The organism is Sphingobium indicum BiD32 (assembly GCF_000382885.1).
Taxonomy (GTDB): domain Bacteria; phylum Pseudomonadota; class Alphaproteobacteria; order Sphingomonadales; family Sphingomonadaceae; genus Sphingobium; species Sphingobium japonicum_C.
Genome location: NZ_CAVK010000053.1, coordinates 1 through 21490 on the forward strand (window position 1 = coordinate 1; position 21490 = coordinate 21490).

Here is a 21490-nt window from a genome sequence, read left to right on the forward strand (position 1 = left end):
TCCGACGGCCCTGCCGCCAAGGCCTGGGTCGCGCCCAACGTGGCGAAAAGCGCCGTACTTGCGCCGGTCATCAATGCCGAACGCATCCTTCTGCAACGTGTATTCATGGAATACTTCCTTCGAATTGTTAAAGAACATGGTTAATTTCGTTCAATGTGCAGGCCCCCTGCCTCGCCTTTGCCTTCCCTATTTCCTGATCTGAATCCGCGCGATTTCCTGCATTCCAGGGGCTCCGCGATGGATGGATGTGTCGGCTTTGTCGGGCCGCCAGGTGACCGTGACGCCGGCGGGCGTGATGCCGCGATTGGCAAGCGCCGAGACCACAGCTGTCAGGCGCTGATCGATCAGGCTGTCGCGCTTGGCGGGGTCCCAGTTTTCGGTGTCGCGTGCCGTGATGGTCACATCGATGGCGCCCTTGGCCGCTTGCTGGACGATCTGGTCCAGCACCGCCTGAGCATTGCCGGCAAGGGTGATGTCGCCGAATTCAAAGCTGATCTGGAGCGAAGCTCCCCCCGCCGCACCGCCCGACGCACTCAGGTCATTGAGTGTCGTTCCAGACATCTGGGTGGGCTGGGCGGCGATCACGGGTTGAGCGGGAAGGACCGGCGTAGCGGCCACCATAGGGGCATTCTGTCCACCGGGGCGAACCAGCGAGCGTCCTCGCAGTTCTTCTGCCGAAAGGTCCGGAATTGTCGCCTGCCGCTGCGCCATGCAAATCGCCGGATCGACCTTCGCGACGGCAGCGATAAGTTTCATCGTCGCTTCTTCGAGCGCGGCACGGACGCCGAGTTGCAGCGGTTCCTGCCCCTTGGCGCCGACATTGATGTCGAAAAGCGCGGTGCCGAAGAAGCGGAACACGTTTGCCCCGATCTCGTAGCCGGTGAACTGCTTAGTCAGACTGACGGTCTTGATGACCTCGAGCGAGCGTGAGTTAACGATGCGCAGATCAACCGCGACGCTTTCGGTGAAGACGCGCGCCTTGGGGCCGATATTGTTGATCTCGATCTCGCCGCCGCCCGAGCGAATATCGTAGTTCAGCTCGGTGATACCGCCGACAATGTAATAATCAGACTTGGTGATGCTGCCGCCGAAATAGGGCAGCCACGGCACCCGGTTGCCGTTGACCTCATGGACATCGCCATCACCAAGCTGCCGACGGTCGGTGTAACCCAGTTCCCGTTCGGCGATGGTGGGATCGAACCGTTCGGCGATGGCCAACGGACCCCCGATCTTGCCGAGGGCCGAATAGACCATCAGGGCGCCGCCCTGGGTGATCGCATTGCCTTCGTTGATCGAATATTTGCCGGTATAGTCCTTCACGTCGCCGACCGCGATCACGCGGCGAGGACCGTTTTGCGCGATGAGCTGGTCGCCGAAACAGGCGAGCGCGGCTTCCATCGGCGAGCGATTGTCACGAACCGGCGTCCCGATCGGGGTCGGGACTTCGCCGGGCGCAAGGCGCTGGGCATCGAGTCCCGGATGCAGCACCGCGCAGCCGGAGGTGACGGCCGAGAGCACCAGAAGTACGGCCGACCTGCCAAGATATTTGAGGCGCTGAGAATGACGCAACATGCTGATCATCTCCCGCCGTCAGTTCAGCGCGCTGTATTGGCAGGCGGTGGAGCCGGTTACCGAAGCGGTCTGGTTGCCCGAGTTAGTCTGCTCGGTGTTCAGTGTCTGGAAATTGTCACCCCGCACGCTGGTCGAAATGTCGCCAGAGGTGCTCGACCCGACTGTGCCGCTATTGGACTGGTTCGCGGTATTGCTGCCCGCGCCCGACGCGCTGGCCAGCGTCGTCGTATTGTCATTGCCGGTAGAACTGGACGAATGCCCGGTCGTGCTCGGCGAATTGGCGATCGCACTGCTTGACGCCTCGTTGCCGGTCGCGGTGGACGTTACCGAGCAATTATACTGACGATCGATGTAGGTGTTATAGACGGGCGCGGCATAATAGCCGTTCTGCTTCTTCTGGCGCAGATCCTCCAGATAGGCCCTGTTGACCTTGTCAGCAGTGGTCTGGAACTGCCACCCGGGATTCTCACCGACATTGTTGGCGAAGACGGCCGTGGGTGCCAGCAAGGCGAGGACGAGCACACCCGAAATGAGGGTTGACGTTTTCATAAGGGGATACTCCGGAGAGACGAGAGGAAAGGGCCGGGACGCCCGGCGCATCGGGGCCGAACGTCAATTCGGTGCGCGACAATTCAGCGGAACCGATGAGAATTGGCGGGACGATCCTTGCTCCGGAACAGGATGCGGGCGCACTTCTGCTGGCGCGCCTCGCATCCGATCCAGGCGTCCTCTCCCGTGGACACTTTGATACGCGAAGGATGTGCATTGCCGGTTGAGTGACGAGGCATGGGGCCGTCCGTGCCGTGGCGCGGTGCGACCCGACGCCATGCCTCGCCTTCCCGTGGTGCGACCCGAGGGAACCGGCTTGAAAGGGCAATGGCCGGGCAACGGATCTCACGAGAACCCGATGGGCTACCTCCCGCAGCCGGCTGAAAAGAATGGAAGGGACGAGAGGGATCACTGGAACAGCTTCCAGCCCGCCCACAGCACGGCACCCCAGAAGAGGATTGCAATCGGGATGCCGACAACTACCAGTAGCGGAGCCAGCGGACTGGGCCTGCCATCGCCGTCCTGGCGTCCCCGAAAGAAATGGTAGGGATCGGGTGGCCCCCAGGGAGAGCCTTCATGCGCACTCAGCCGAGCCTGTTCATGCTCCGGTCCAGCCGGCGCATGGCCGCGCCTTTCGACGTTCATGCGAACGCCCTCCACAGTTCGACAAGGCCCCACCAGAGCAGGCCGCTCAATGGCACCGCCACGAGTATCCCGCGGAATGTGCTCCTGCCATCCGGCCAGTCCTCCGGCGGCGCATCGGGATCAGAGGCTGCGACCAGCCACGCCCAGCGCCCGTCGTGGCAACGGCGATCATCACCGGTCACAAGCGGCTCCATGAGAGATGATGCGGTTCTCCGGCCGACTGCCGTCCGAGGTCGCGTCGGAACGCTCGCCGTTCGGCGCATGACGCCAGGTCCGCAGAAGCGATGGGCGTCCCCAATGATAACCCTGCTGCCAGCGCCCGCCTGCGGCGAGAACGCTATCGGCCTGCTCCTGCGTCTCGACACCTTCGACGACGACAGTGGCGCCCAAAGCCTGCCCGATACCGATCAGATGCGGCAGCATCGCGCCCTCGGCGGCGGACACAGACGCCCGTCGCACGAAAAAGCGGTCGATTTTCACGAAGTCGGGCGAGAAGGCGAGGAGTTGCCGGATCGAAGCATAGCCCGTCCCGAAATCATCGAGCGCAATCCGGCATCCCAGTCGGCGCATGCTGGTAACGAAGCGAACCGCCCCAGACACGCTCGGCATTGCTGCGGTCTCGGTAATCTCGAGAACCAGCCGACGCGCCACATCAGGCATCGCGACAAGGCGTGATTTTATCTCATCCCACCAGGCATCGTGGCGGACGGATTGCGCCGAGATATTGACGGCGAGAATGACATCCGGAGCCTGCTCCAGTTCATCGATGACCCGCGACACGACATAATGATCAACGACCCGTGCGAAACCGAGCCGTTCGAGAGCCAGGAAGACGTCGCCGGGCGGTTGAGCCTTTCCGTCATCGTCGAGCAGGCGAACCAGCGCCTCGCGATAGAGGACAAGCTCCGGCCCGGCTGCGTCACATACAGGCTGCCAGGCAAGCATGAGTTCCTGCCGCCCCGTATCGTCGGCAGAGCCCGAGATGATGCCGGACAGCAGCCCGGAGACCAGACCTACATCGCTACGATAGCGATCTGACCAGTCACTCCGATCGTCAGGCCAAGCCCCACTAAAGCCAATGTTGCAGGTGCCAGATTGCCCGGCCTTGAGTCCATGCGCCTGCATGAGCGCGCCGGGAATCTCCCATCGCCCGCTGACCCAGACGTGAATGAAGTGCCCGGAGGCCTCGATAGAGAGCAGAGGTGCAAGCCAGCAAAACTTGTCCAGCCATACCCGGCAGGCGTCGGGCAGTGCCCCCGCCCCCAGCGCTTCGACATTCCAGATCAGGACATCGATCTCGCCATTTGCCTCGGGGACGACGATGCCATCGGCACGAAACAGGTCGACCAGCATCCGCTGGACGCCTGACAGAGCAGCGCGCGCCCCTTCTTCGCCATAGGCGCGACGGATATGGGTGTAATTTTCGATGCGGATCGAGAAATGAACAACGCCGCTATCGGATAACCGCTTGGGACGGCGCAACATATGCACGTTGCCGGCAGTCCCGCCGTTCCCCTCCAGATTGTGCGCCACATGGACCATTCAGACCCCCCGAAACCCGTCGGGTCGAACCGGTGAGTCTGTGACGGTCTATCCAAAACTGTATCAAAGGGCAATAGAGCATTCGCACTGCGCGGGTTTCTGTGATCTTTTTTGCGCCGTTAACCAGCTTGACGAAAGGTGTCGGCGCGGACCTGACCTTCGCAGGATCGAAGGAAACAGGCGCATCTTCTGATCTTGATGAAGTATCGCGCGTATATTCGTCGAGTTCGGGATAATCGAGAGAGCTGTTAACGGTGTTCGTCTCGCGGTCCCGGATGGCCGAGCGATCATCAGGCGACGGTTTTGCCCACATGGATTTATTTTGCCACATCCGTGCGGCTATTTCGCGTTCTTCAGGCCCCATTGCACCGGTATAGATCGCGGTGGTCTTGATGTCGGCGTGGCCCAACCAGCGCTGCACGAGCGTCAGTGGAACGCTCGCCTGGATCGCACGGACCCCGAAGGCATGGCGCAACCCTTTGGGCGTCGCATAGCCGCCCCGCACGCCGGCAGCCTGCATGACTTCGCAGATACGGCGATAGCCTGTCATCCGAGACCAAGGCCATAAGAGGGCCGTTCCCTGCCTTGCCTGCCCCAGCCATCGGCGAAGCAGCTTGAGATAGTCTGGCGGCAGCGGAATAGCCCGAAACACACGCTTTCCGCGCTTTTTGAGGCAGCGGATGATGACGTGTTTCGCTTCGAAATCGATGCTGTCCCGGGTCAGCGACAGTGCCTCCGATATTCGGCAGCCACTGAATGCAAGCATCCAGCAAAAGCTCTGCACTTCGATCGATGTTGCCTTTGCCGATTTGACGAAAGAATCAACTTCAGATGCGGTCAGATACTTTCTCTAACCATAGCGATTGAACACTGTCCAAGGCATTTGTTCCTGGCTCCCGACATTGGAATTGTCTTGGGGCGCTCTAGCGGTCGGGGGTTTACCAAATCCTCCATCCCGCTGGTTTGATACAGTTTTGGATACAGTGTAACTCTGATTATTCTGATATTTCATCATCTTACTCCTCCATTGGTGACGTTCCTCCCGCTGACGCGCCCTGGCTGATCCCCAGACTGGAGCCAACCGGTTGAACCTTGGCACAATCAATCGGATTTTACGTCACACTTGCCGGTCTTCGACCCGTCACCGATGAGGCATGGAGGAACTGACGAAGGGGTGAACCACGCACCGAACCGGGACGGATCGGGCGAGAAACAGGATCACGTCATCTGGAATCGCGATTCTACAGGACGTTGTGCCGCCTTATGAACCGCTGGGTTCTGCGTTGGTGCGATCCTCGGCAAGCGTTTCCCTGAACCGGGGACCGAATTCCATGCGGCGGTTCAGCGTGTCGACAAATCGCCCCCAGCGCTCCTTACCTTGCGCCTGGGCGCCTTTCGCCGCGCCATCCGGCAGAGGGGGCGTGGCGTTGAGCCAGGAGCGGATGAACAGGGCCAGCGTCTCGTTGGACAGTTCGACATGCCATTCGAGCCGCTCGACATCGCGCGTCAGGCGATCAAGACGCCGACTGAGCGAGGCTTCCAGCCGGTCCCCGGCGTCGGGGGAAAGGAACGACACCAGTGCCGCCTCTATAATGGCGGTCTGCGAGGCCTTACGCATGCGTGCATGGTCGGCCAGCGCCCGGGCGAGATCAGCCGGAAGGCGGACGCTGCGCTTGACCTGCCCGCCGCTCACAGCAGCAGCCCGTCGTCGGGATCGAGGGAGGCATTACGGGCGTTACGCTGCATCAGCCGGTCGGCCTGCCGCCGCGCCTGCGTTGCGTCCTCCTGCGCGTCGTTGCGATCGAAATCGAACTCATTGGCCTCCGGCGTGGGATCGGGTGCGATATTCTCATGCGCGCCCAGCTCCGGCTCCTGCCGGATGCCGGCATTGGCCGCATCGCCCGTGGCTCCTGCCTCACCAGCATCGACCGGCGCATCCGTCGCAACACCGTCCTCGCCCTCCTTTCCGGTCGCTTCTTCGGCCTGGACGGCAGGCGGCTGCGGCAGAGGCGGCGTCTCCACTGGATCGAGCATAGTCCAGTCGTCCCGGGGCCGCAGATCGGGCGCGAGGGGTTTTGGCTCGGGTGGTGGCAGGAGCCGCGCCTTGAACCGCGGATCGAGATAATAGCGCGCCTTGGCCGCCCGGATCGGCGCGGTGCTGGCGACGAAGACAATCTCCTCGTCTTCGGAAAATTGCTGGATCTCGCCGGGCGTGAGCAGTGGCCGCGCCGTCTCGGTGCGTGAGACCATGATATGCCCCAGCCAGGGCGCGAGCCGGTGCCCGGCATAATTCTTCATCGAGCGCTGTTCAGTCGCGGTGCCGAGCGCGTCGGACACGCGCTTGGCGGTACGTTCGTCATTGGCGGCGAAAGCGACACGAACATGGCAATTGTCGAGGATCGCATTGTTTGGGCCATAGGCCTTCTCGATCTGGTTGAGCGATTGGGCAATGAGGAAGGCCTTGATTCCATAGCCCGCAACATAGGCAAGTGCGCTCTCGAAGAAATCGAGCCGACCGAGCGCAGGAAATTCGTCGAGCATGAACAGGAGCCGCTGGCGCTGGCCCTTCACCGTCAACTCCTCAGTCAGCCGACGGCCGATCTGGTTGAGCATCAGGCGCACCAGCGGTTTGGTCCGGCTGATGTCGGACGGTGGAATCACGAGATAAAGCGAGACCGGCACGGGGGATGAAACGAGATCAGCGATGCGCCAGTCGGAAGACCCGGTCACCTTCGCCACGACCGGATCGCGATAGAGGCCGAGAAACGACATGGCGGTGGAGAGCACGCCCGAGCGTTCGTTATCGGACTTGTTGAGCAGTTCCTGCGCGGCGGCGGCTACGACCGGATGGACACCCGCTTCGCCCAGATGGCGGGTCGCCTTCATCCGCCGCAAGGTTTCCTCGACCGGACGCCGAGGATCGGAAAGGAAGGCGGCGACACCGGCGAGCGTCTTGTCGCCTTCAGCATAGAGGACATGGAGGATGGCGCCGACCAGCAGGGCATGGCTGGTCTTTTCCCAATGGTTGCGCTTTTCGAGACTGCCTTCGGGGTCGATCAGCACGTCGGCGACATTCTGGACGTCGCGCACTTCCCACTCGCCCTTGCGCACCTCGAGCAGCGGATTGTAGCCATTGGAGGCGGGATTGGTGGGGTCGAACAGCAGGACGCGGCCATGCGCCGCGCGAAAGCCGGCGGTCAGCGTCCAGTTCTCGCCCTTGATGTCATGGACGACGCAGCTGCCCGGCCAGGTCAGCAGCGAGGGGATGACGAGGCCGACGCCCTTGCCCGAACGGGTCGGCGCGAAACACAGCACATGCTCGGGACCGTCATGGCGCAGATAGCGTTTCTCGTGCCAGCCGATCACTACGCCGTCATCGGCATAGAGCCCGGCCTTACGGATCTCCTTCTCCGTCGCCCAGCGCGCCGAGCCATAGGTTTCGGATTTCTTCTCCTCGCGCGCGCGCCAGACCGACATGGCGATCGCGACGACCACGGCAGCCATAGCGCCCGAGACCGCGATGAAGGCGCCGGTCTCGAAGATCTTCGGCGCATAGGCGTCATAGGCGAACCACCACCAGAAGAAGGCGGGTGGCGGATAGATCGGCCACGGACCCAGCCAGAACCAGGGCTGCCCCAGTTCAGGCTGATAGGCGAGCGCAGCCGCCGTCCACTGGGTTGCAGCCCAGATACCAAACAGGGTCAGGGTGATGACGGCCAGCACCTGGCCCCAAAGGATTTTGGTTGCAGACATGGTCTATCCTCGAAAGACAAAAGAGGATCGGGACCGCGATTTACGGAAGATTCAAGCATGGAATGCTACCGCCGCACTCTGGCGTAGAAAGACAGGGATCGGCGTAATGCAGGCATCGCAAATTGCCCTGCAAACAGATTGTCGGGCCAGATTTCCATGGCCCCGCTATAATCGACAAAGATGCTGTTTCAGGTCGAGTGATGAAGAAAGCTGGCCGCACCGTTACCGCAGGAAGAACTGCACCGGCACGACCAGTTCCAGCGTGTCGCCGGGTTTGTCGTCAGGAGGCTTGGGTAGCGGTTGAGCTCGCCGGGGCAAGGCCAGCGCCTCCCGGTCCAGATCGGAAACTCCGGACGATCGCTCCAGCGCTACGGACAGCACCTTACCCTGCCTGTCCATGACGAAGCGGATATAGGGCACACCCTGCTGGCGTCTTGCTTCGGCCAGCCTCGGATAGCGGCGATACCTATTGAGCTGCACCAACACCCGCCCTTCCCATGTGTCCGGGCCATTGCTCGACACGCGCGGCGCGGGCGGCGCCGGCGCGGTCCTGGGGGCGGCCGTTTCCGGTTCTTTCGGCGCCGGATCGGCGGGCTGCACGGTCGGTACGGGCATCGGCGCCGTCACCGGCGAGATCGGGATTTTGGTTGGGTCGATCCGCTCGATTTTAACCGGCTGCTGCTGCGTTTCCTTCTTCTCGACTGGCTTGGGCGCATCCTTCGGCTTCGGGGGCGTGTCGTCCGGCGCGGCGGGCGGCTTGAAGTCCATGACCGTCAACGTCGCCTGCTGCGGCCGTTCGAGATAAGTGGTCGATATGGAGATCAGGAAAAGCGTAGCCACGATGCCGTAAACAGCCAGCGAGCCGCCAATCCCGAACAGCCTGTTGCTAGGGGAAGAAGAATAGCCATGCCGTTGGATCAGATAACAGGCTGGCTGTTTATCGGGCATCGGTTGCATGGGCACATTGTGCGGTTGATCGCCACTGTCGCCATGGGCATCATTGAGCAGCATCGGGCACTCCAATCTGTGCAATACTACTCGATCGCCGGTTCGTCCGTTGCCTGCTGCTACGGGGGGCACGCTTCTTCCACCAGATATAGACGCCGGTGATGGACAACATCGCCACGACCAGCCCGGTGACGCAGATGAAGATGCGACCGGGCAGACCCGCGACCTGACCAGAATGAACCGGAAGCATCAGCCCTGCGATCACATCGCCGGCTTTGCCCGCACCTGCTTCTTCGACCGACAGGATGTGGCCATCCGCAGCAGAGACGAAGATCGTCGAGGCGCCAAAACCTGCCTGATGGAGGCGGCCAAAACGTATCCCATAGAATCCCTGCGCACGGGCGGCATAAATCATGGCAACGGGCTGATCCCAGTGGCGGTGAGCCGCCTCGCCCTTCGCTTTTTCGAGAGCGCTATTCCAATCGAGCGTCATGGGCGGCGCGGTCCGTGGTGCGGGCTGATCCCATATGCGCAGGCTGGTCGGCAGCAGGGCCGACAGGACCGGGCGGAACAATTCGCTGTTGAGGTTCAGGGAGACGCCGAACAGCGCCAACAGGAACAATATTGCCCATAGCCACAAACCGCAGGCGCGGTGCAGGTCGAGATTGAGGCGATAGGGGCCGGCACCGCGTTTGATCGTCCAGGCCAGCTTCCACTTCTTCCAGAAGGGACGGCCGCGCGGCAGCGTGAGAACGAAACCCACAAAGCAATCGAGCATCCATGCCAGCGCCACGCCGCCCATCAGCCACACGCCCCAGTTGCCGGGCATGGTTAGTGAATAATGCAGCCTGTAAAGGAAGGGAATGAGGTGGAGCCGATCGAGGCCGAAGGCGCCGTTCATGCGTTTGCCAAGGATGGCGCCGGTGCCCGGATCCACGAACAGCTGATCATAGTCGAGGGCGGTATCGCCGCCCCTGGAGCCGACAAACGCCTGGGCACTCTCGCCGGGCTCTGAGGGCAACACGAGCGTGAAGATCTCAATAGCAGGATCGGCGCGTTCGATCGCCTTGGCGAGCCGCGAGGGCGGCAATGGTTGCCCCGTCCGTTCGATATGGAACAGGCCGGGGTTGAGCCAGGCGTCCAGCTCGGACTGGAATGCCACGATGCTGCCCGTCAGTCCGGCGACAACGAGAAATCCCGCGATCGCCAGACCGACATATCGGTGAAGAATGACGAGCAGCGCGCGCATGGCCAGCGCCTAGAATCCCATTCTGGCCGTCAGCATGACATTGCGCGGATCACCGAAATAGCTCTGGCGCGACCAGCCCTCGATGCGGGTATAATATTTCTTGTCGGTGAGGTTTTCGCCCGTCAGCCTCAGGCTGAAGCGCTCGCTGAACTGATAGCCGATCTGCCCGGAAAGCAAGGCATAGGCTTTCTGCTTCCATTCGAGATCGCCGGACCCGGCATAGATCCCGCTGCTCACATTGACGCCGCCGCCCAGGATCAGGCCGCGGCCGGTTCCCTTGCTGAAATCCCGCACGGCCCAGAGCTTGAGGTCATGCTCGGGCGTCCCGGGTGCGAAAACCAGGCCGGGCAGTCCTTCATCGGCGGTCAGATACCGAGTCCGCGTATACGCATAGCCCAGCGTCACATTCCATCCGGTCGCGGGTTCTCCCACGACCTCCGCCTCGAAGCCCCGGCTGCGCACCTTGCCCAGCGCCACCGATGCATCTGGATAGTCCGGATCGGTCATCGCCCGGTTACGGTCGATGATCTGATAGAGCGCCGCATGGCCGGTCAGCGCGCCGTCCAGGAACTGCCCCTTCAGACCCAGTTCGTAGAGAGTGCCGGTGCGGGGCTTCAGCAGATTGCCGTCCCGATCGACGCTGGTCTGCGGCACGAAGGTCGCTGAATAGCTGGCATAGGCTGACAGCTCCGGCGTGATGTCATAGCTGAGCGCGGCATAGGGCACGAGCCGCGCCGATGCCTTGCTGTCGGCGCTCTGCCAGTTGGCGGATCCTTTGTACCAGCTCAGGCGGCCGCCCGCCGTCAGCGTCAACCGATCGAGCAGCTTGAAGCGCGCATTGGCATAGAGGCCCGTCTGAATGGTTCTGGAGGTCGTCGGCCCGTCATCCTCGAACGCAGGCTCGGGCGTCGTCGGATCGGGATCGAAGATGTTGCGAGTGATGACCGGCCCATAAATCCAGCGCGTATAGCTGCTGTTGCGACTGTGGTTAACGCCGACCACAAGGCTGTCGGCACTGGTGAACAGCGCCGGCAAGGTCAGGCTGAGATCGACGGCCTCGTCACGGGAATGCCCGTTGCCCGCGATCTGCTGAATATCGACGTCACCTGTCGCACGGTCGATATAGCTGTCGGTGAAGGCGCCGGACTTGAAATTATAGGCGCGGTCCGTTCGGTCGCCGCGCAGCCGGATCATCCCGCCATTGTCCAGATGATGCTCGACATCGACGAAATAGCGCTCGGCATCATCGCGTTTGCGATCCCAGAGCGAACCCATATAGACGCTGCGCCGCCCCATATAGAGGCCCCCGTCGTCATAAGAGGGCAGGCCGAAAATCGGCCGCGAAGGACCGCCCTGATGGATCGCGCCAACCGAAACGGTCGTGTCCGGCGTTAGGTCATATTCCAGCGTACCGTAGAGCACGAGCTTGCGCGCGAAGACATGGTCCATGTAGCTCCCACGATCATCATAGGCCGCGACAAGGCGGCCACGCAGGCTGCCGCTGGCGTCGAGACGGCCGGTCACATCCAGTTCGCCGCGATAGCGATCCCATGAACCGGCCTGCGCCATGATGTTGACATGCGTATCGGCGAGCGCCCGCTTGCGCACCAGATTGACTGCGCCGCCCGGCTCGCTGCTGCCCTGGAACAGCGCGGCGGGACCACGGACCAGTTCGATCCGGTCATAGACCGAAATATCAAAGCTGTCGGTCGTCCACGCCCCCTGCGTGTCGGCCGTCTGCAAGCCATCGACCTGCAAGGTCGTGATATTCATGCCGCGTGAGGTGAAGCCGAAATTGCCGAGGCTGTATTGAACCACCTGAACGCCGGCGACCTGCTTCAATCCATCGGCAACGCTATTAATGTTACGGTCCTCGATCTGCTGCCGCGTGACGACGCTGACCGAATTGGGGATTTCCTTTAGCGACTGTGCTTGCCGGCCGATGGTTACGGCTTGCGCGGCATAGGATCCGGTTCCTTCGCTCGCCAGCAAGGCGTCACCGCTTAGGGACGTGCCGGCCGCGCCCTCGACCTGCACCGGGCCGAGCTGGATGGCGTTTCCCGACGATCGCGGCACCGCCTCGATCTGGACGCCGTTGCCGACGAAGCGGAACGTCAGACCGGTTCCCGTGAGCAGCTGGCTGAGCGCCTCGGCTGGTGCAAGCTCGCCCTTGACCGCCGTGCTGGTCTTGTCCGCCGTAACAGCGCCTTCCGCCGTCACCTGCAACCCGGCCTGACGCCCGAAGATCATCAGCGCCTGGGCAAGCGGCTGCGACGGGATGTCGAAGCCGTGCCGCGCGCTGGCCGTCTGCGCCGCCGCCGGCGTAGCGACGAGGCCGGCCATCGCCGACGTCGCCATCAGGACCGCGCCCATTATTCCAAAGCGACGCCCGCGCCGCACAGCACTCGACAAACCCCCGAACATTGCAATCTCCACCTCATGTTGCCAGCGCAGTTGCGAAGCATTTGCAATGCGCTCTCAGAGGCAGGATGCACGGGGCGGGCGCTTTTCCAAAAAAAGTTGAAATTATTTCGAGCGGCCAGCCCAGTGCGCTGTCCTGGTCGGACAGGAGTGTCAGTTTCCACCGACGATCAGCACCCACGGCGTGATGCGCGTGATGTGCCCACCATAAGGCCGCACGATCATCTCCAGAGCCTGTTCAGGGTCTTTGACGTTGTAGATGCCGGTTACGCGCCGACCGGCGAGCCGTGCGTCGTTCAGGACTATCCGGCCGGCGAACCATGGGCGGATTTCATCGACGACGCTGCCGATGGTGCGGTTCTCGGCCAGCGCCTCGCCTTGCCCCCATCCGCCGACCAGTTGCGGCGCGAGTTTGCCGGTCTCATCGTGATGGGCGCCGTCGATACGAACCCAGTCGCCGGGAAAGAGGTCATGGGTAGTGGCAGGCACGCGCCCGGAATCCTCCACCCGCACATGTCCCCGCGCTACGGCAACGCTGGTAGTACCGCCCAGCATCCGCACATCGAACTTCGTGCCCAGCACGGTCGTCGTCACCTGTCCCGCCTCGACCCGGAACGGTCGAGAGGGATCATGCGTCACATCGAACATCGCTTGCCCGGAGAGCAGGCGCACGACGCGCCCGCGATTGCCGTAATCGACCGCGATAGCGCTATCCGGCCCGACCTGCACCATGCTACCGTCGGCAAGGCGCACCTGTTCGATGTGGCCCGCACCCGTGATGTGATCCGCCCGCAAGTGCAGGCTGACGATTGGAAGCGCCAGAACGATCGCGCATGCGGCGGCTACGGCCCCAGCGGCGATCTGGGTGCCCCGCTTGCGCTGCTCCGGAGAGCGGCGGCGTGCAGATCCCCATCTCCGACGCTGTCCATTGCCAGGCAACGAATAGGAGCGCCAACCGGCAGGCGCGCGCCCGGCCACCTCCATTGTTTCGCACATATCCGTCCACGCTTCGCTGTGGAGCGCATCGGCGCGTAGCCAGTCCGCAAACTCGGCTTTCAGCGCCTCGTCGTGATCGTCCTCGCGGAGACGGATATACCAGTGAGAGGCGTCCCGGCGCGCCTCGGCCCCATCAAGCGCCATGGCCTGCGCATCCCACACCAGCGTCGGGCAAAAGCGCATGGAAGGCGGGCGCTGGCGGCGGCTCATATTGCCTAGATGCTTTTGCGCCATGGTTTTCCAAAAGAATTTTGTCCGCGCCCCTCATTCCATGCCCCGTTTGCGCCGTTCGTCGCAAAGCTGCATCGCTTCGGTCACCAACAGATGCGCCAGCGATGTAGAAATACCCAGCCGCGTTGCGACTTCGCGCAGCTTCATGCCCTCGAAATGATACATTTTGAACGCCGCAATCTGCCTTTCCGGCAGGGCGTCCACCACGTCCATCACCAGCCGCAGATCATCGCGAGCGATCAGCTCCGCTTCCACCGACGGCGCCTCGTCGGGCAGCTGCGCGACGGCAGCCGTCATATCACCGCCGATGATCTGACCCTCGTAGCGGCTGCGACGTGCTTGCGCGAACACCAGATTGCGGACGATCCGCTTAAGATAACCCAATGGCTCGCGGATGGGCTTACTGGCCGGTTGCCCGTCGAGCAGCAGCCAGGCGTCCTGCACGATATCTTCGGCCACCACAGGATCGCCGGAGAGTCGGCCCGCATAGGATACGAGCGACTCCCTGTGCGACTTGTAGAGGCTAAGAGCAATCGGCTCCGACTTCAACGCCACATCCTCGAACACGCGATGCCCGCGCGCAGGAAACAAAGACCTAGTTGCGAGCGATTATCAATAACCATGTAGCGGCGGCAGGCGGATTACGCAATGCTGAACGTTGGCATCGGCGGCGGGATTGATGGAGTCGAACAGCAGTACCCACCCATGTTTCGCGCCAAGACCCGCGGTCAGCGTCCAGTTATCGCCCATGATGTTATGGACGATGCAGCTTCCCGGCCAGGTCAGCAGCGAGGGGATGACGAGACCAACGCCCTTCCCCGATTGCGTCGGCGCATAGCAATGCACAGGCTTGGAGCCATCATGGCGCAAATAGCGCTTCTCATGCCAGCAGCAGCGTAGGCTCCTGTACGAATGCTTCAGGAAAACATCAGGCTCGCGTTGCGCTGAGCCAGTCCATCGGCAACAACAATCCCTCCGGTCCAGCGCCCCAATGGATCCTGATAGCGGAACTGCATCGCTTTGAGGATTGGCCCGAAGCGTTGCCTCAGAGCCGCAGCGCCAGGCTGGACATGCACATTGGCCACATAGCCCGTGCAATAGGCTTCAGCCGCGATGGGGTAGAGGAGAGCCGAACAGATGATATCGCAGATCTGGATACCGGCGTGGTTCTCACTGTGTCCGAAGGTCGGCAACTCGAGAATGCGCGTATAAACAGTCGATGAAGCCCGAAACTTCTGGGTGAAGACCGAATGCGCGACATTCACGTTTTTGAGATGGTCGCGGCTGTCTGCAATGCAAAACCCAAGCGTATCCTCAGTCGACAGGAACTGGTCAAAATAGGTGTAAAGCCCCTGGATCGAGGAGGTGTAGACGGACTTGCCATTGAAAGGCTGTCCGAGCGCCTTGATCCAGATCCGGGCAATCAGGCGCACACCACGGCTCTGCAGCATGGCGAGTAACTGATCGAGAAAGCCCGTTGCGTGGCGGCGCTGGTTGCGTCCCGATCGTGTCAGGTTGCGCCGAAGATCCCCGCCCTTGATCTCAGGGATGATCCGGTCGAGATGGTTGGAGGAAGGGTAAGGCAGGCCTGGAAACCACCGGCGCTTGAGATCAAGGAAATCCTGGGTGACGGCCTCGAGCCGGCTGGCGTCGATGATCAGTGCGCCGAGCACGAGAACGGGCTGGTCATTTCCCGCAGCCAGGGGCGCCGCTGGCAGTCCTCCAAGATCCCCGGATTCGTCGACGTACAAAATGTGCAATGACGAACCCCTAAAACAGCTATGGCCACCGTTAGGTGGCCATAGGATTTGCTGCCCGACGAATCGGGACAGCGATTAGCGTTGCTTCCGTTCAAATGGTCCACAGTTATCCAAAAGTCAAGATTTGCCCGTATTTCCACGCCACCGCCGACCTGAGAAGCGTTGGCGACGCCATCCGTGGCGTTTGGAGGCAAGGTCATGGCTGAACCTTTTGGCGAGAAAAATGTATGGATATTGTCATGACAATGCCGTGATCGGTGCGGCGATGAAGGACAAAGATGATGGCGCGGGCAGAGCGGCACGAGAGCGCGCGGACGGCGCGCAAGGACGATGTGATCCAGATCCGGGCGATGGCCGGCACCAAGGCGCTGCTCAATCACGCGGCGGCGATGCGCGGGCAGAAGCTCTCCGAGTTTATGCTGGAGAGCGCGCGCCGCGAAGCGGAGAATGCCTTGCTCGACCAGCGCAGCTTTTTTCTCGACGATGAAGCCCATGAGGCCTTTGTGGCGCTGCTCGATGCGCCGCCTGCGCCCTCGTCGAAGCTCGTCGAACTGATCGCGCGCAAGCCCGCCTGGGATCGCTGAAGCGATAACGCGGGGATTATATGCCGCAACCATTGGTCACTGCGCCGGTGCCGCTGCGTGCCGATCATCTGGTTGCCGACTTTTCGTGCCAGGCCCATGAGGCGCTGGACCAATGGCTGCGTGAGCGGGCGCTGACAAGCGAGGGTCTCTCGGCGCGAACCTATGTGATCTGCGCGCACGACGAGCCGCAGCGCGTGGTCGGCTATTACACGATCACCACAGCCCAGGAGCATCGGGCGGTTCTGCCCAGCGCGAAGCCGCGCAAGGGTCAGCCGGACAGGGTGCCCTTGCTGCTGATCGCGCGCCTCGCGGTCGACGCCCAGTGGCAAGGAATGGGTCTTGGCGCCGATCTCCTCGCCGACGCCTTGCGCCGCTGTCTTGCCGCGTCGGGCATCGCGGGCGCGCGCGCCGTCATCGTCCATGCAATCGACGATGCGGCTGCGTCCTTCTACGAACGCTATGGCTTCTGCCGCTCGCCGCTGGGTGAGTTGACGCTGGTCCTGCCAATCGAGACGGTCCGGGCGATCGCCGGTTGAAAACCGGATCATAGTCCGATCCCCCGACCGCGCCCGAGCGACCAGTCCACGCCGCCACCGGGCTGCATGGTGCCGGTGATATGCTGGCCCAGATGCGGATCGAGCGCGGGCCGCCAGGGCACGAGCTGGAAGCCCACCGCGTCATCGATCATGGCGAAGCGCCCCGAAGCCAGAGTGACGCGCTCGCGATAGACGCCGCTTACATAGTCGCCTGCTCCCGAAGGGCGATGGGCAAGGCCGGTCCGCTGCGCGATGGCGTCGATCTGCTGCTCGATCTCCTTCTCGCGAAGCGTCGCGATCAGATCACGCGCGAACAGGAAACCGGTCCCGCGCCGCTGGGCGAGCCCCTGGGTTTCGAGATGGCGGGCGCGCGCGTCCATCGCGTCGCGAATCTCCTGCCCGAACCCGTTGCCGGTCGCGACGGACTCGCGCGCGATGAGCTGACGGTCGAGCCAGGTAGCACCCGGCGCTTGCACCTGTTCGGCCAGCGTGAGGTCGGAGCGCGTCGCCAGCGACAGCCGGCTGTTGCCTTTCGCGTCCTGCCAGACCCGTGTCTCAACAATCGCACCGGCTTTGGCGTCACCGGTCATGTCGATGTCGCCGAAGCGCAGATGATGGGTGCGGCCGTCCGCGCCATCGATCATGGCATAGGCCGAGCCGGCCAGCTCGTCATGAAGGCCGCGCTCGACAAGGCGACCGATGATCGGATCGGCAGGCGTCGTCTGATGCAAGGCGATGCTGGCGGGATCGAGCGCGCGGGCCTGCCCCTGCATCGCCCGATGCATGGTCTTAATGATGTCGGTGCGGATCGAGAGATCGCGCAAGGTCTGCTCCGCGTCGGCGCGGAGCGTCCAGACTGCCGGCCCCTGATTATTGGCGAGACCCAGCCGTTCAAGCTTCTGCGCCCGTCCGATCAGGAGCCGATGCATCTCCGGATCATCGCCAGTTTGCGGCCGCAGATCGACGGTGCCCGCCATCTCCTGGGCCATGCGCTCCAGCCGGCGATCGAGGCTGGTCCAGCGATCTGCGTCGACCTCGCGTTCGAGTGCGGTCCTGATCTCCTGCTCGCTGCGCGGCCCCAGTTCCAGAGTGACGCGGGCCTGCGCCCGATCGCGCAGCCCCTCGCGGATATAATCGCGGTCAATGACGAGATCGGCGCCCGTGTCGTCCACCCCGCGCAGGAGGACATGGATATGGGGATTGTCGGTGTTCCAGTGATCGACCGCGACCCAATCCAGCCGGGTGCCGAGATCGCGCGCCATGTCGTCCATCAGCTCGCGGGTGAAGGCGCGGAGGTCGGCCATGTCGCCGGCGTCCTCCGGGCTGACGATGAAGCGGAAATGATGCCGGTCCTGTTCGCAGGCGTCGGCAAAGGCCTTGCCGTCTGCGGCATCGCCACGGGCGTCGAACAGACTGGCATCATGCCCGTCGCGGGTGACGCCATCGCGTTTGAGATAAGCGATATGCCGGGCGAGCGGCGCCGAGCGATAGCGGCTGCCGCGATGGCGCACGACGCGGGCCTTGATGACGACGCGGCGGGCGTTGGCGGGCGAGCGTGCATTGAGGCGAGCGATACGGCCGCGGCCATGGCGCCCGGTCCCACGCCCCCGCGACGGTCCTTTGCGGCTGTAGCCCGCCTTCGCGGCCGCACGCTTCACCTGGGCCGCGAGACTCTGAGCCTTGCGCCCTACCCCCCTGCCCGCGTCCCCACTCCTTCCCGGTCGCACCTCGAAATCATCGTCGCCGATGATCATAAGGGCCTCGCAGATCGCAGTGCCACCCGCTGACGCTTTGAATTAACGCGATAATTCCGAAAACGCGCCACCCGGGGCAATACCGTGCCACCCGGAAAAATCCCACAATCCCAACCACATGACGCCCCACAGGTGGCGTCCTTTTTATCTCGCCATCCCTTTTTTCTTTCGATTCCTGTGACTTGCCTTCCTTTCCAGCGCTTTCCATCCTGCGCTGAAAGACGCCGACGAACGCCAGCGCGGCTCATTGCTCGCTGCTCCCGGACACAGGCGCGAACAGCCCATGCGCAGCGGGGATGGCGGCGCGCGAAGACCGCATGGCAGGCGGCGCAGAGGGGACGGCGACCAGCCGCTCGGTCGGCGCGGGCGACGTAGCGCCCGATGCCGCTTCGTCGCGGTCCGGTTCGCCGTTGCCGCGCAGCACGAACAACGTCGCGCTGCGCCAGGACGGCGCGACCGGTGCGATCGGCGCGCGCGATCCGGCAGACAGACCGGCGGGCGCAGCGACGGCGGACGTGCCGACCATCGGCGCGATCTTTGCGACATAGGCAATGGTCTCGGCGGGCAAAGCGCGACCGCGCGTGCGCCAGTCATCGACGCGGCCCGGCCCGGCATTGTAGGCGGCGAGCGCGGCGGAGAGATCGCCATAGCGGTCGACCATTTCGCGCAGATAGGCAGCACCGCCAAGAATATTGGCGCGCGCATCCCATGCATTATCGCCCAGACCATAGCGCATGGTCATCATCGCCCAGGTCGCCGGCATGAGTTGCATCAAACCCATGGCGCCGACGCGTGAGATTGCCCCCGGATCGCCATTGCTCTCAACGCGCATCACGGCCCAGATCCATGCTTCCGGGATGCCGAAGCGTTGCGCCGCCTCGGTGACGTGGCCGGAATAGGGATGCCCGGCGACGGTCGTGACCTGCGCGACGGCGGCGTCCGGGGACAGCAGCAAGAGGGCCGGGAAGAGGAAGGCGGCGCTACCGGCAAACGCCGAAGCGACAGCACGGCGAAAGGCTCGGCGGTGAGGACGCGGCGCGAAACGGATACGCATCATGCCTGCTCCGCATTGGGTCGCCGCAGACGCGGCGACCAGAGCAGGACATGCGCTTCGTCATCGCGGTGGGAGCGCAGAAGATTGGCGCGAACCGGGCGCGGAAAGGACGGACAATCGAGCTGGACGGTGATGAAACCACCTGCCTTGCCATCATGATTCCAGCCCGATCCTACTTCCAGTCCAATGCCTTCAGGCGCGCCGTCGTCAGCGAGATGGACACGCCAATCTGGCGCTCGGCCATGCCCGGTAAAGCCGGTCGGCACGAGCCGTAGCGGTACGTCGAGCGTGAGCGTCGGCAAACGACCGACGAAACCGTCGCCAGACTGTTCAAAGCAACCTATCTGCATGGAACGTCTCCTTCAGGGGTGATGGAATGCGCAGAACATGCGCGGCCGCCACGCCAGCGCAGCGGCGTGTGCGGCGTGTCGCGGGTGAGGATCGGCGTCGCGCGCCCAAGCAGCCCCGTGGCCGGAACGGCTCCGAAATAGCGTCCGTCGAAACTGTCGGGAGCCGGGTTGAGCAGGAACAGCTCGCCATCGCGCAGCACGCGGCAACCGCGCCAGACTGGCAAGGGTCTGCCATGGCTGTCGGCGGGCCTGGCCATCGCGACGCGGCGCCCGTCGATCGTCACCGCCGTATCGCGGCGGCAGATCAGCGCACCGGGACGCGCGGCGACATGTTTGAGGAGCGGCACGCCGATGGGCAGATAATGGCGCTGCGCCATGATCCGGCCGAGCGCCAGTGGCGGCGTGACGGCGACCATGTCGCCGACCGCCGGTTTGCGCAGCGGATTGATCGCATAGAGCCCAGTCGGTGCGCTCGCGCTGGCATTCCAGAGCAGCAGTTTGGGCATGGGCAGGATGAGCGTGCTCAGCGCCATGCCGATCGCCACGCCGGTCAGATGCGGCACATAATGCGAGAGCGGAAGCCGGCTCATTGCCCGAGCGCCTTGCGCTTGAGCCAGGCTTGGTGGCGCTCCGCCGTATAGGCGCGGAACGGCTCGCCCGCACTCAGCCGGTTGTGGACATGGCGCCAATGGTCGGGCGCAATATCGCACGGATCGAGCCCCACGGATTCCACCTGGTCGATCGCTTCGATCACCGAGCGGACTCTCGGCCAGCCCTGGATCGAGAGCAGCAGTTCGCCACCCGGCCGCACGAACGGCACGGTCGTATAGGGCTCACGGCTGCGGACCGCGCGCAGGATGTCGATGCGCGAATGGACGGTGCCATAGTCATTGGCCGACCAGCGCACGAAGGCGATGACGGCATCGGGCCGGAAGGAAAGGATGCGCGTTTTGCGCGTGAGGATGCGCTCACCGGAGATCCGGCCGAAGCGGATCCAGTACTCGAGACGTTTCTCGATCCAGATCAGCTCGATCTCGGTGTGGTCATGGCGAAGCGGAGCGGCGATGCTCGAAGGCACGCGTTCGCCGAGCGGCGACTGGGTCATGGCAAGTCTCCGGCAAGAGGAGAGGATGGAAGAGGAGATGCGGCTGGCGCGTCACCGAAGCGCAGGACGGCGGCGATATGCGCGCTCGCGCGGCGCAGCACCTCGGCGTCGATCTTGCCGCCAAGAGTGCGCCGGTTATCGATGCGGCAGGCCTCATCGACAGCTTGAGCCTGCGAACGGTCGCCGACATGGCCGGTCCAGACGATGGGATCAGACCGGGAAGCCGTCTGTGCTGCACCGCCTGTCCACCACTTGTGGGCCGGTTTTTCCACAGGCGCGCGGCCGGTTAGGAAGAATATGAAATATTCTTCTCTATTAGGATGGTTAGAGGGGAGCCGATTTCGCGCGGATTTCTGCGGGTTTCCGGCGCATCGCGGTTCCTGATAGGACGACTCTCGGGTTCCCGATAGGACGAGTCCGGCGGTTCCTGATAGGACGAGT

General features: G+C 63.2%; 22 protein-coding genes and 1 pseudogene. 2 read left to right on the top strand and 21 right to left on the bottom strand.

The genetic code is table 11. The features are described from left to right. Positions 1-186 precede the first annotated feature (186 nt). From EBBID32_RS04985 to EBBID32_RS24755, 15 genes and pseudogenes are all read right to left on the bottom strand, one after another. Entirely contained in the window at positions 187-1572 is a 1386-nt protein-coding gene (locus EBBID32_RS04985) for a CsgG/HfaB family protein (protein WP_006951909.1), read from the bottom strand. Positions 1573-1590: 18 nt separating this feature from the next. Next, positions 1591-2121, bottom strand: coding sequence for a hypothetical protein (locus tag EBBID32_RS04990; RefSeq protein ID WP_006951911.1), 531 nt, complete (start codon positions 2119-2121; stop codon positions 1591-1593). Between the two features lie 408 nt (positions 2122-2529). Further along, a complete protein-coding gene (locus EBBID32_RS04995; protein ID WP_006951913.1) occupies positions 2530-2766 on the bottom strand; it encodes a hypothetical protein in 237 nt (78 codons plus the stop codon). Beyond that, a complete protein-coding gene (locus tag EBBID32_RS23975) occupies positions 2763-2948 on the bottom strand; it encodes a hypothetical protein (protein WP_006951914.1) in 186 nt (61 codons plus the stop codon). The genes EBBID32_RS04995 and EBBID32_RS23975 overlap by 4 nt, the downstream gene beginning before the upstream one ends. Then, positions 2938-4308 (bottom strand): EAL domain-containing protein, encoded by a 1371-nt coding sequence (locus EBBID32_RS23170; RefSeq protein ID WP_081628034.1) that lies wholly within the window; start codon positions 4306-4308, stop codon positions 2938-2940. Before EBBID32_RS23170 ends, EBBID32_RS23975 begins: the two co-directional genes overlap by 11 nt. Then, positions 4220-5149, bottom strand: a complete 930-nt coding sequence (locus tag EBBID32_RS23450; protein WP_196805592.1) for a tyrosine-type recombinase/integrase — start codon at positions 5147-5149, stop codon at positions 4220-4222. Before EBBID32_RS23450 ends, EBBID32_RS23170 begins: the two co-directional genes overlap by 89 nt. 420 nt (positions 5150-5569) lie before the next feature. Next, on the bottom strand, positions 5570-6001 hold the full coding sequence (locus EBBID32_RS05010; RefSeq protein ID WP_006951916.1) for a ribbon-helix-helix protein, CopG family: 432 nt from the start codon (positions 5999-6001) through the stop codon (positions 5570-5572). Next, positions 5998-8061 carry a conjugal transfer protein TraG gene (locus EBBID32_RS05015; protein WP_006951917.1) on the bottom strand — a complete coding sequence of 688 codons (2064 nt, stop codon included), beginning with the start codon at positions 8059-8061 and terminating at the stop codon, positions 5998-6000. The genes EBBID32_RS05010 and EBBID32_RS05015 overlap by 4 nt, the downstream gene beginning before the upstream one ends. 222 nt (positions 8062-8283) lie before the next feature. Further along, positions 8284-9072 (bottom strand): energy transducer TonB, encoded by a 789-nt coding sequence (locus EBBID32_RS05020; protein ID WP_006951918.1) that lies wholly within the window; start codon positions 9070-9072, stop codon positions 8284-8286. Then, positions 9059-10258: a PepSY-associated TM helix domain-containing protein gene (locus EBBID32_RS05025; RefSeq protein WP_006951919.1), complete on the bottom strand. Its 1200-nt coding sequence runs from the start codon at positions 10256-10258 to the stop codon at positions 9059-9061. Before EBBID32_RS05025 ends, EBBID32_RS05020 begins: the two co-directional genes overlap by 14 nt. Positions 10259-10267: 9 nt before the next feature. Further along, positions 10268-12682, bottom strand: coding sequence for a TonB-dependent siderophore receptor (locus EBBID32_RS05030; RefSeq protein ID WP_081628035.1), 2415 nt, complete (start codon positions 12680-12682; stop codon positions 10268-10270). Positions 12683-12832: 150 nt separating this feature from the next. Continuing rightward, complete coding sequence (locus tag EBBID32_RS05035) at positions 12833-13909, bottom strand: FecR family protein (protein WP_051093270.1); 1077 nt, start codon at positions 13907-13909, stop codon at positions 12833-12835. A 30-nt stretch (positions 13910-13939) separates the two neighbouring features. Then, entirely contained in the window at positions 13940-14455 is a 516-nt protein-coding gene (locus EBBID32_RS05040; RefSeq protein WP_037488914.1) for a sigma-70 family RNA polymerase sigma factor, read from the bottom strand. Positions 14456-14569: 114 nt separating this feature from the next. After that, positions 14570-14791 (bottom strand): annotated as a pseudogene (locus EBBID32_RS24750) (type IV secretory system conjugative DNA transfer family protein); the annotation flags it as partial. 32 nt (positions 14792-14823) lie between these two features. After that, the gene (locus tag EBBID32_RS24755; RefSeq protein WP_037488886.1) at positions 14824-15666 is read right to left on the bottom strand and encodes a DUF3800 domain-containing protein; all 843 of its coding nucleotides are present in this window, start codon (positions 15664-15666) and stop codon (positions 14824-14826) included. Between the two features lie 278 nt (positions 15667-15944). Here EBBID32_RS24755 and EBBID32_RS05055 point away from each other — a divergent pair, with 278 nt between their 5' ends. Together EBBID32_RS05055 and EBBID32_RS05060 are read left to right on the top strand one after the other, a co-directional pair. Further along, positions 15945-16250, top strand: a complete 306-nt coding sequence (locus EBBID32_RS05055; RefSeq protein ID WP_006951931.1) for a type II toxin-antitoxin system TacA family antitoxin — start codon at positions 15945-15947, stop codon at positions 16248-16250. Between the two features lie 20 nt (positions 16251-16270). Continuing rightward, positions 16271-16786 (top strand): GNAT family N-acetyltransferase, encoded by a 516-nt coding sequence (locus EBBID32_RS05060; RefSeq protein ID WP_006951933.1) that lies wholly within the window; start codon positions 16271-16273, stop codon positions 16784-16786. Between the two features lie 8 nt (positions 16787-16794). Here the strand turns inward: EBBID32_RS05060 and EBBID32_RS05065 are convergent, their stop codons facing one another. The 6 genes from EBBID32_RS05065 to EBBID32_RS24440 form a co-directional block, all read right to left on the bottom strand. Continuing rightward, the gene (locus tag EBBID32_RS05065) at positions 16795-18540 is read right to left on the bottom strand and encodes a relaxase/mobilization nuclease domain-containing protein (protein ID WP_037488891.1); all 1746 of its coding nucleotides are present in this window, start codon (positions 18538-18540) and stop codon (positions 16795-16797) included. 244 nt (positions 18541-18784) lie between these two features. Then, positions 18785-19597, bottom strand: a complete 813-nt coding sequence (locus tag EBBID32_RS05070; protein WP_006951937.1) for a lytic transglycosylase domain-containing protein — start codon at positions 19595-19597, stop codon at positions 18785-18787. Continuing rightward, entirely contained in the window at positions 19594-19944 is a 351-nt protein-coding gene (locus tag EBBID32_RS05075) for a DUF736 domain-containing protein (RefSeq protein ID WP_006951939.1), read from the bottom strand. Before EBBID32_RS05075 ends, EBBID32_RS05070 begins: the two co-directional genes overlap by 4 nt. Then, a complete protein-coding gene (locus EBBID32_RS05080) occupies positions 19935-20534 on the bottom strand; it encodes a S26 family signal peptidase (RefSeq protein ID WP_006951940.1) in 600 nt (199 codons plus the stop codon). Before EBBID32_RS05080 ends, EBBID32_RS05075 begins: the two co-directional genes overlap by 10 nt. Further along, the gene (locus tag EBBID32_RS05085; RefSeq protein WP_006951942.1) at positions 20531-21049 is read right to left on the bottom strand and encodes a DUF2840 domain-containing protein; all 519 of its coding nucleotides are present in this window, start codon (positions 21047-21049) and stop codon (positions 20531-20533) included. The genes EBBID32_RS05080 and EBBID32_RS05085 overlap by 4 nt, the downstream gene beginning before the upstream one ends. Next, on the bottom strand, positions 21046-21321 hold the full coding sequence (locus tag EBBID32_RS24440; protein WP_006951945.1) for a hypothetical protein: 276 nt from the start codon (positions 21319-21321) through the stop codon (positions 21046-21048). The genes EBBID32_RS05085 and EBBID32_RS24440 overlap by 4 nt, the downstream gene beginning before the upstream one ends. Positions 21322-21490: the final 169 nt, after the last annotated feature.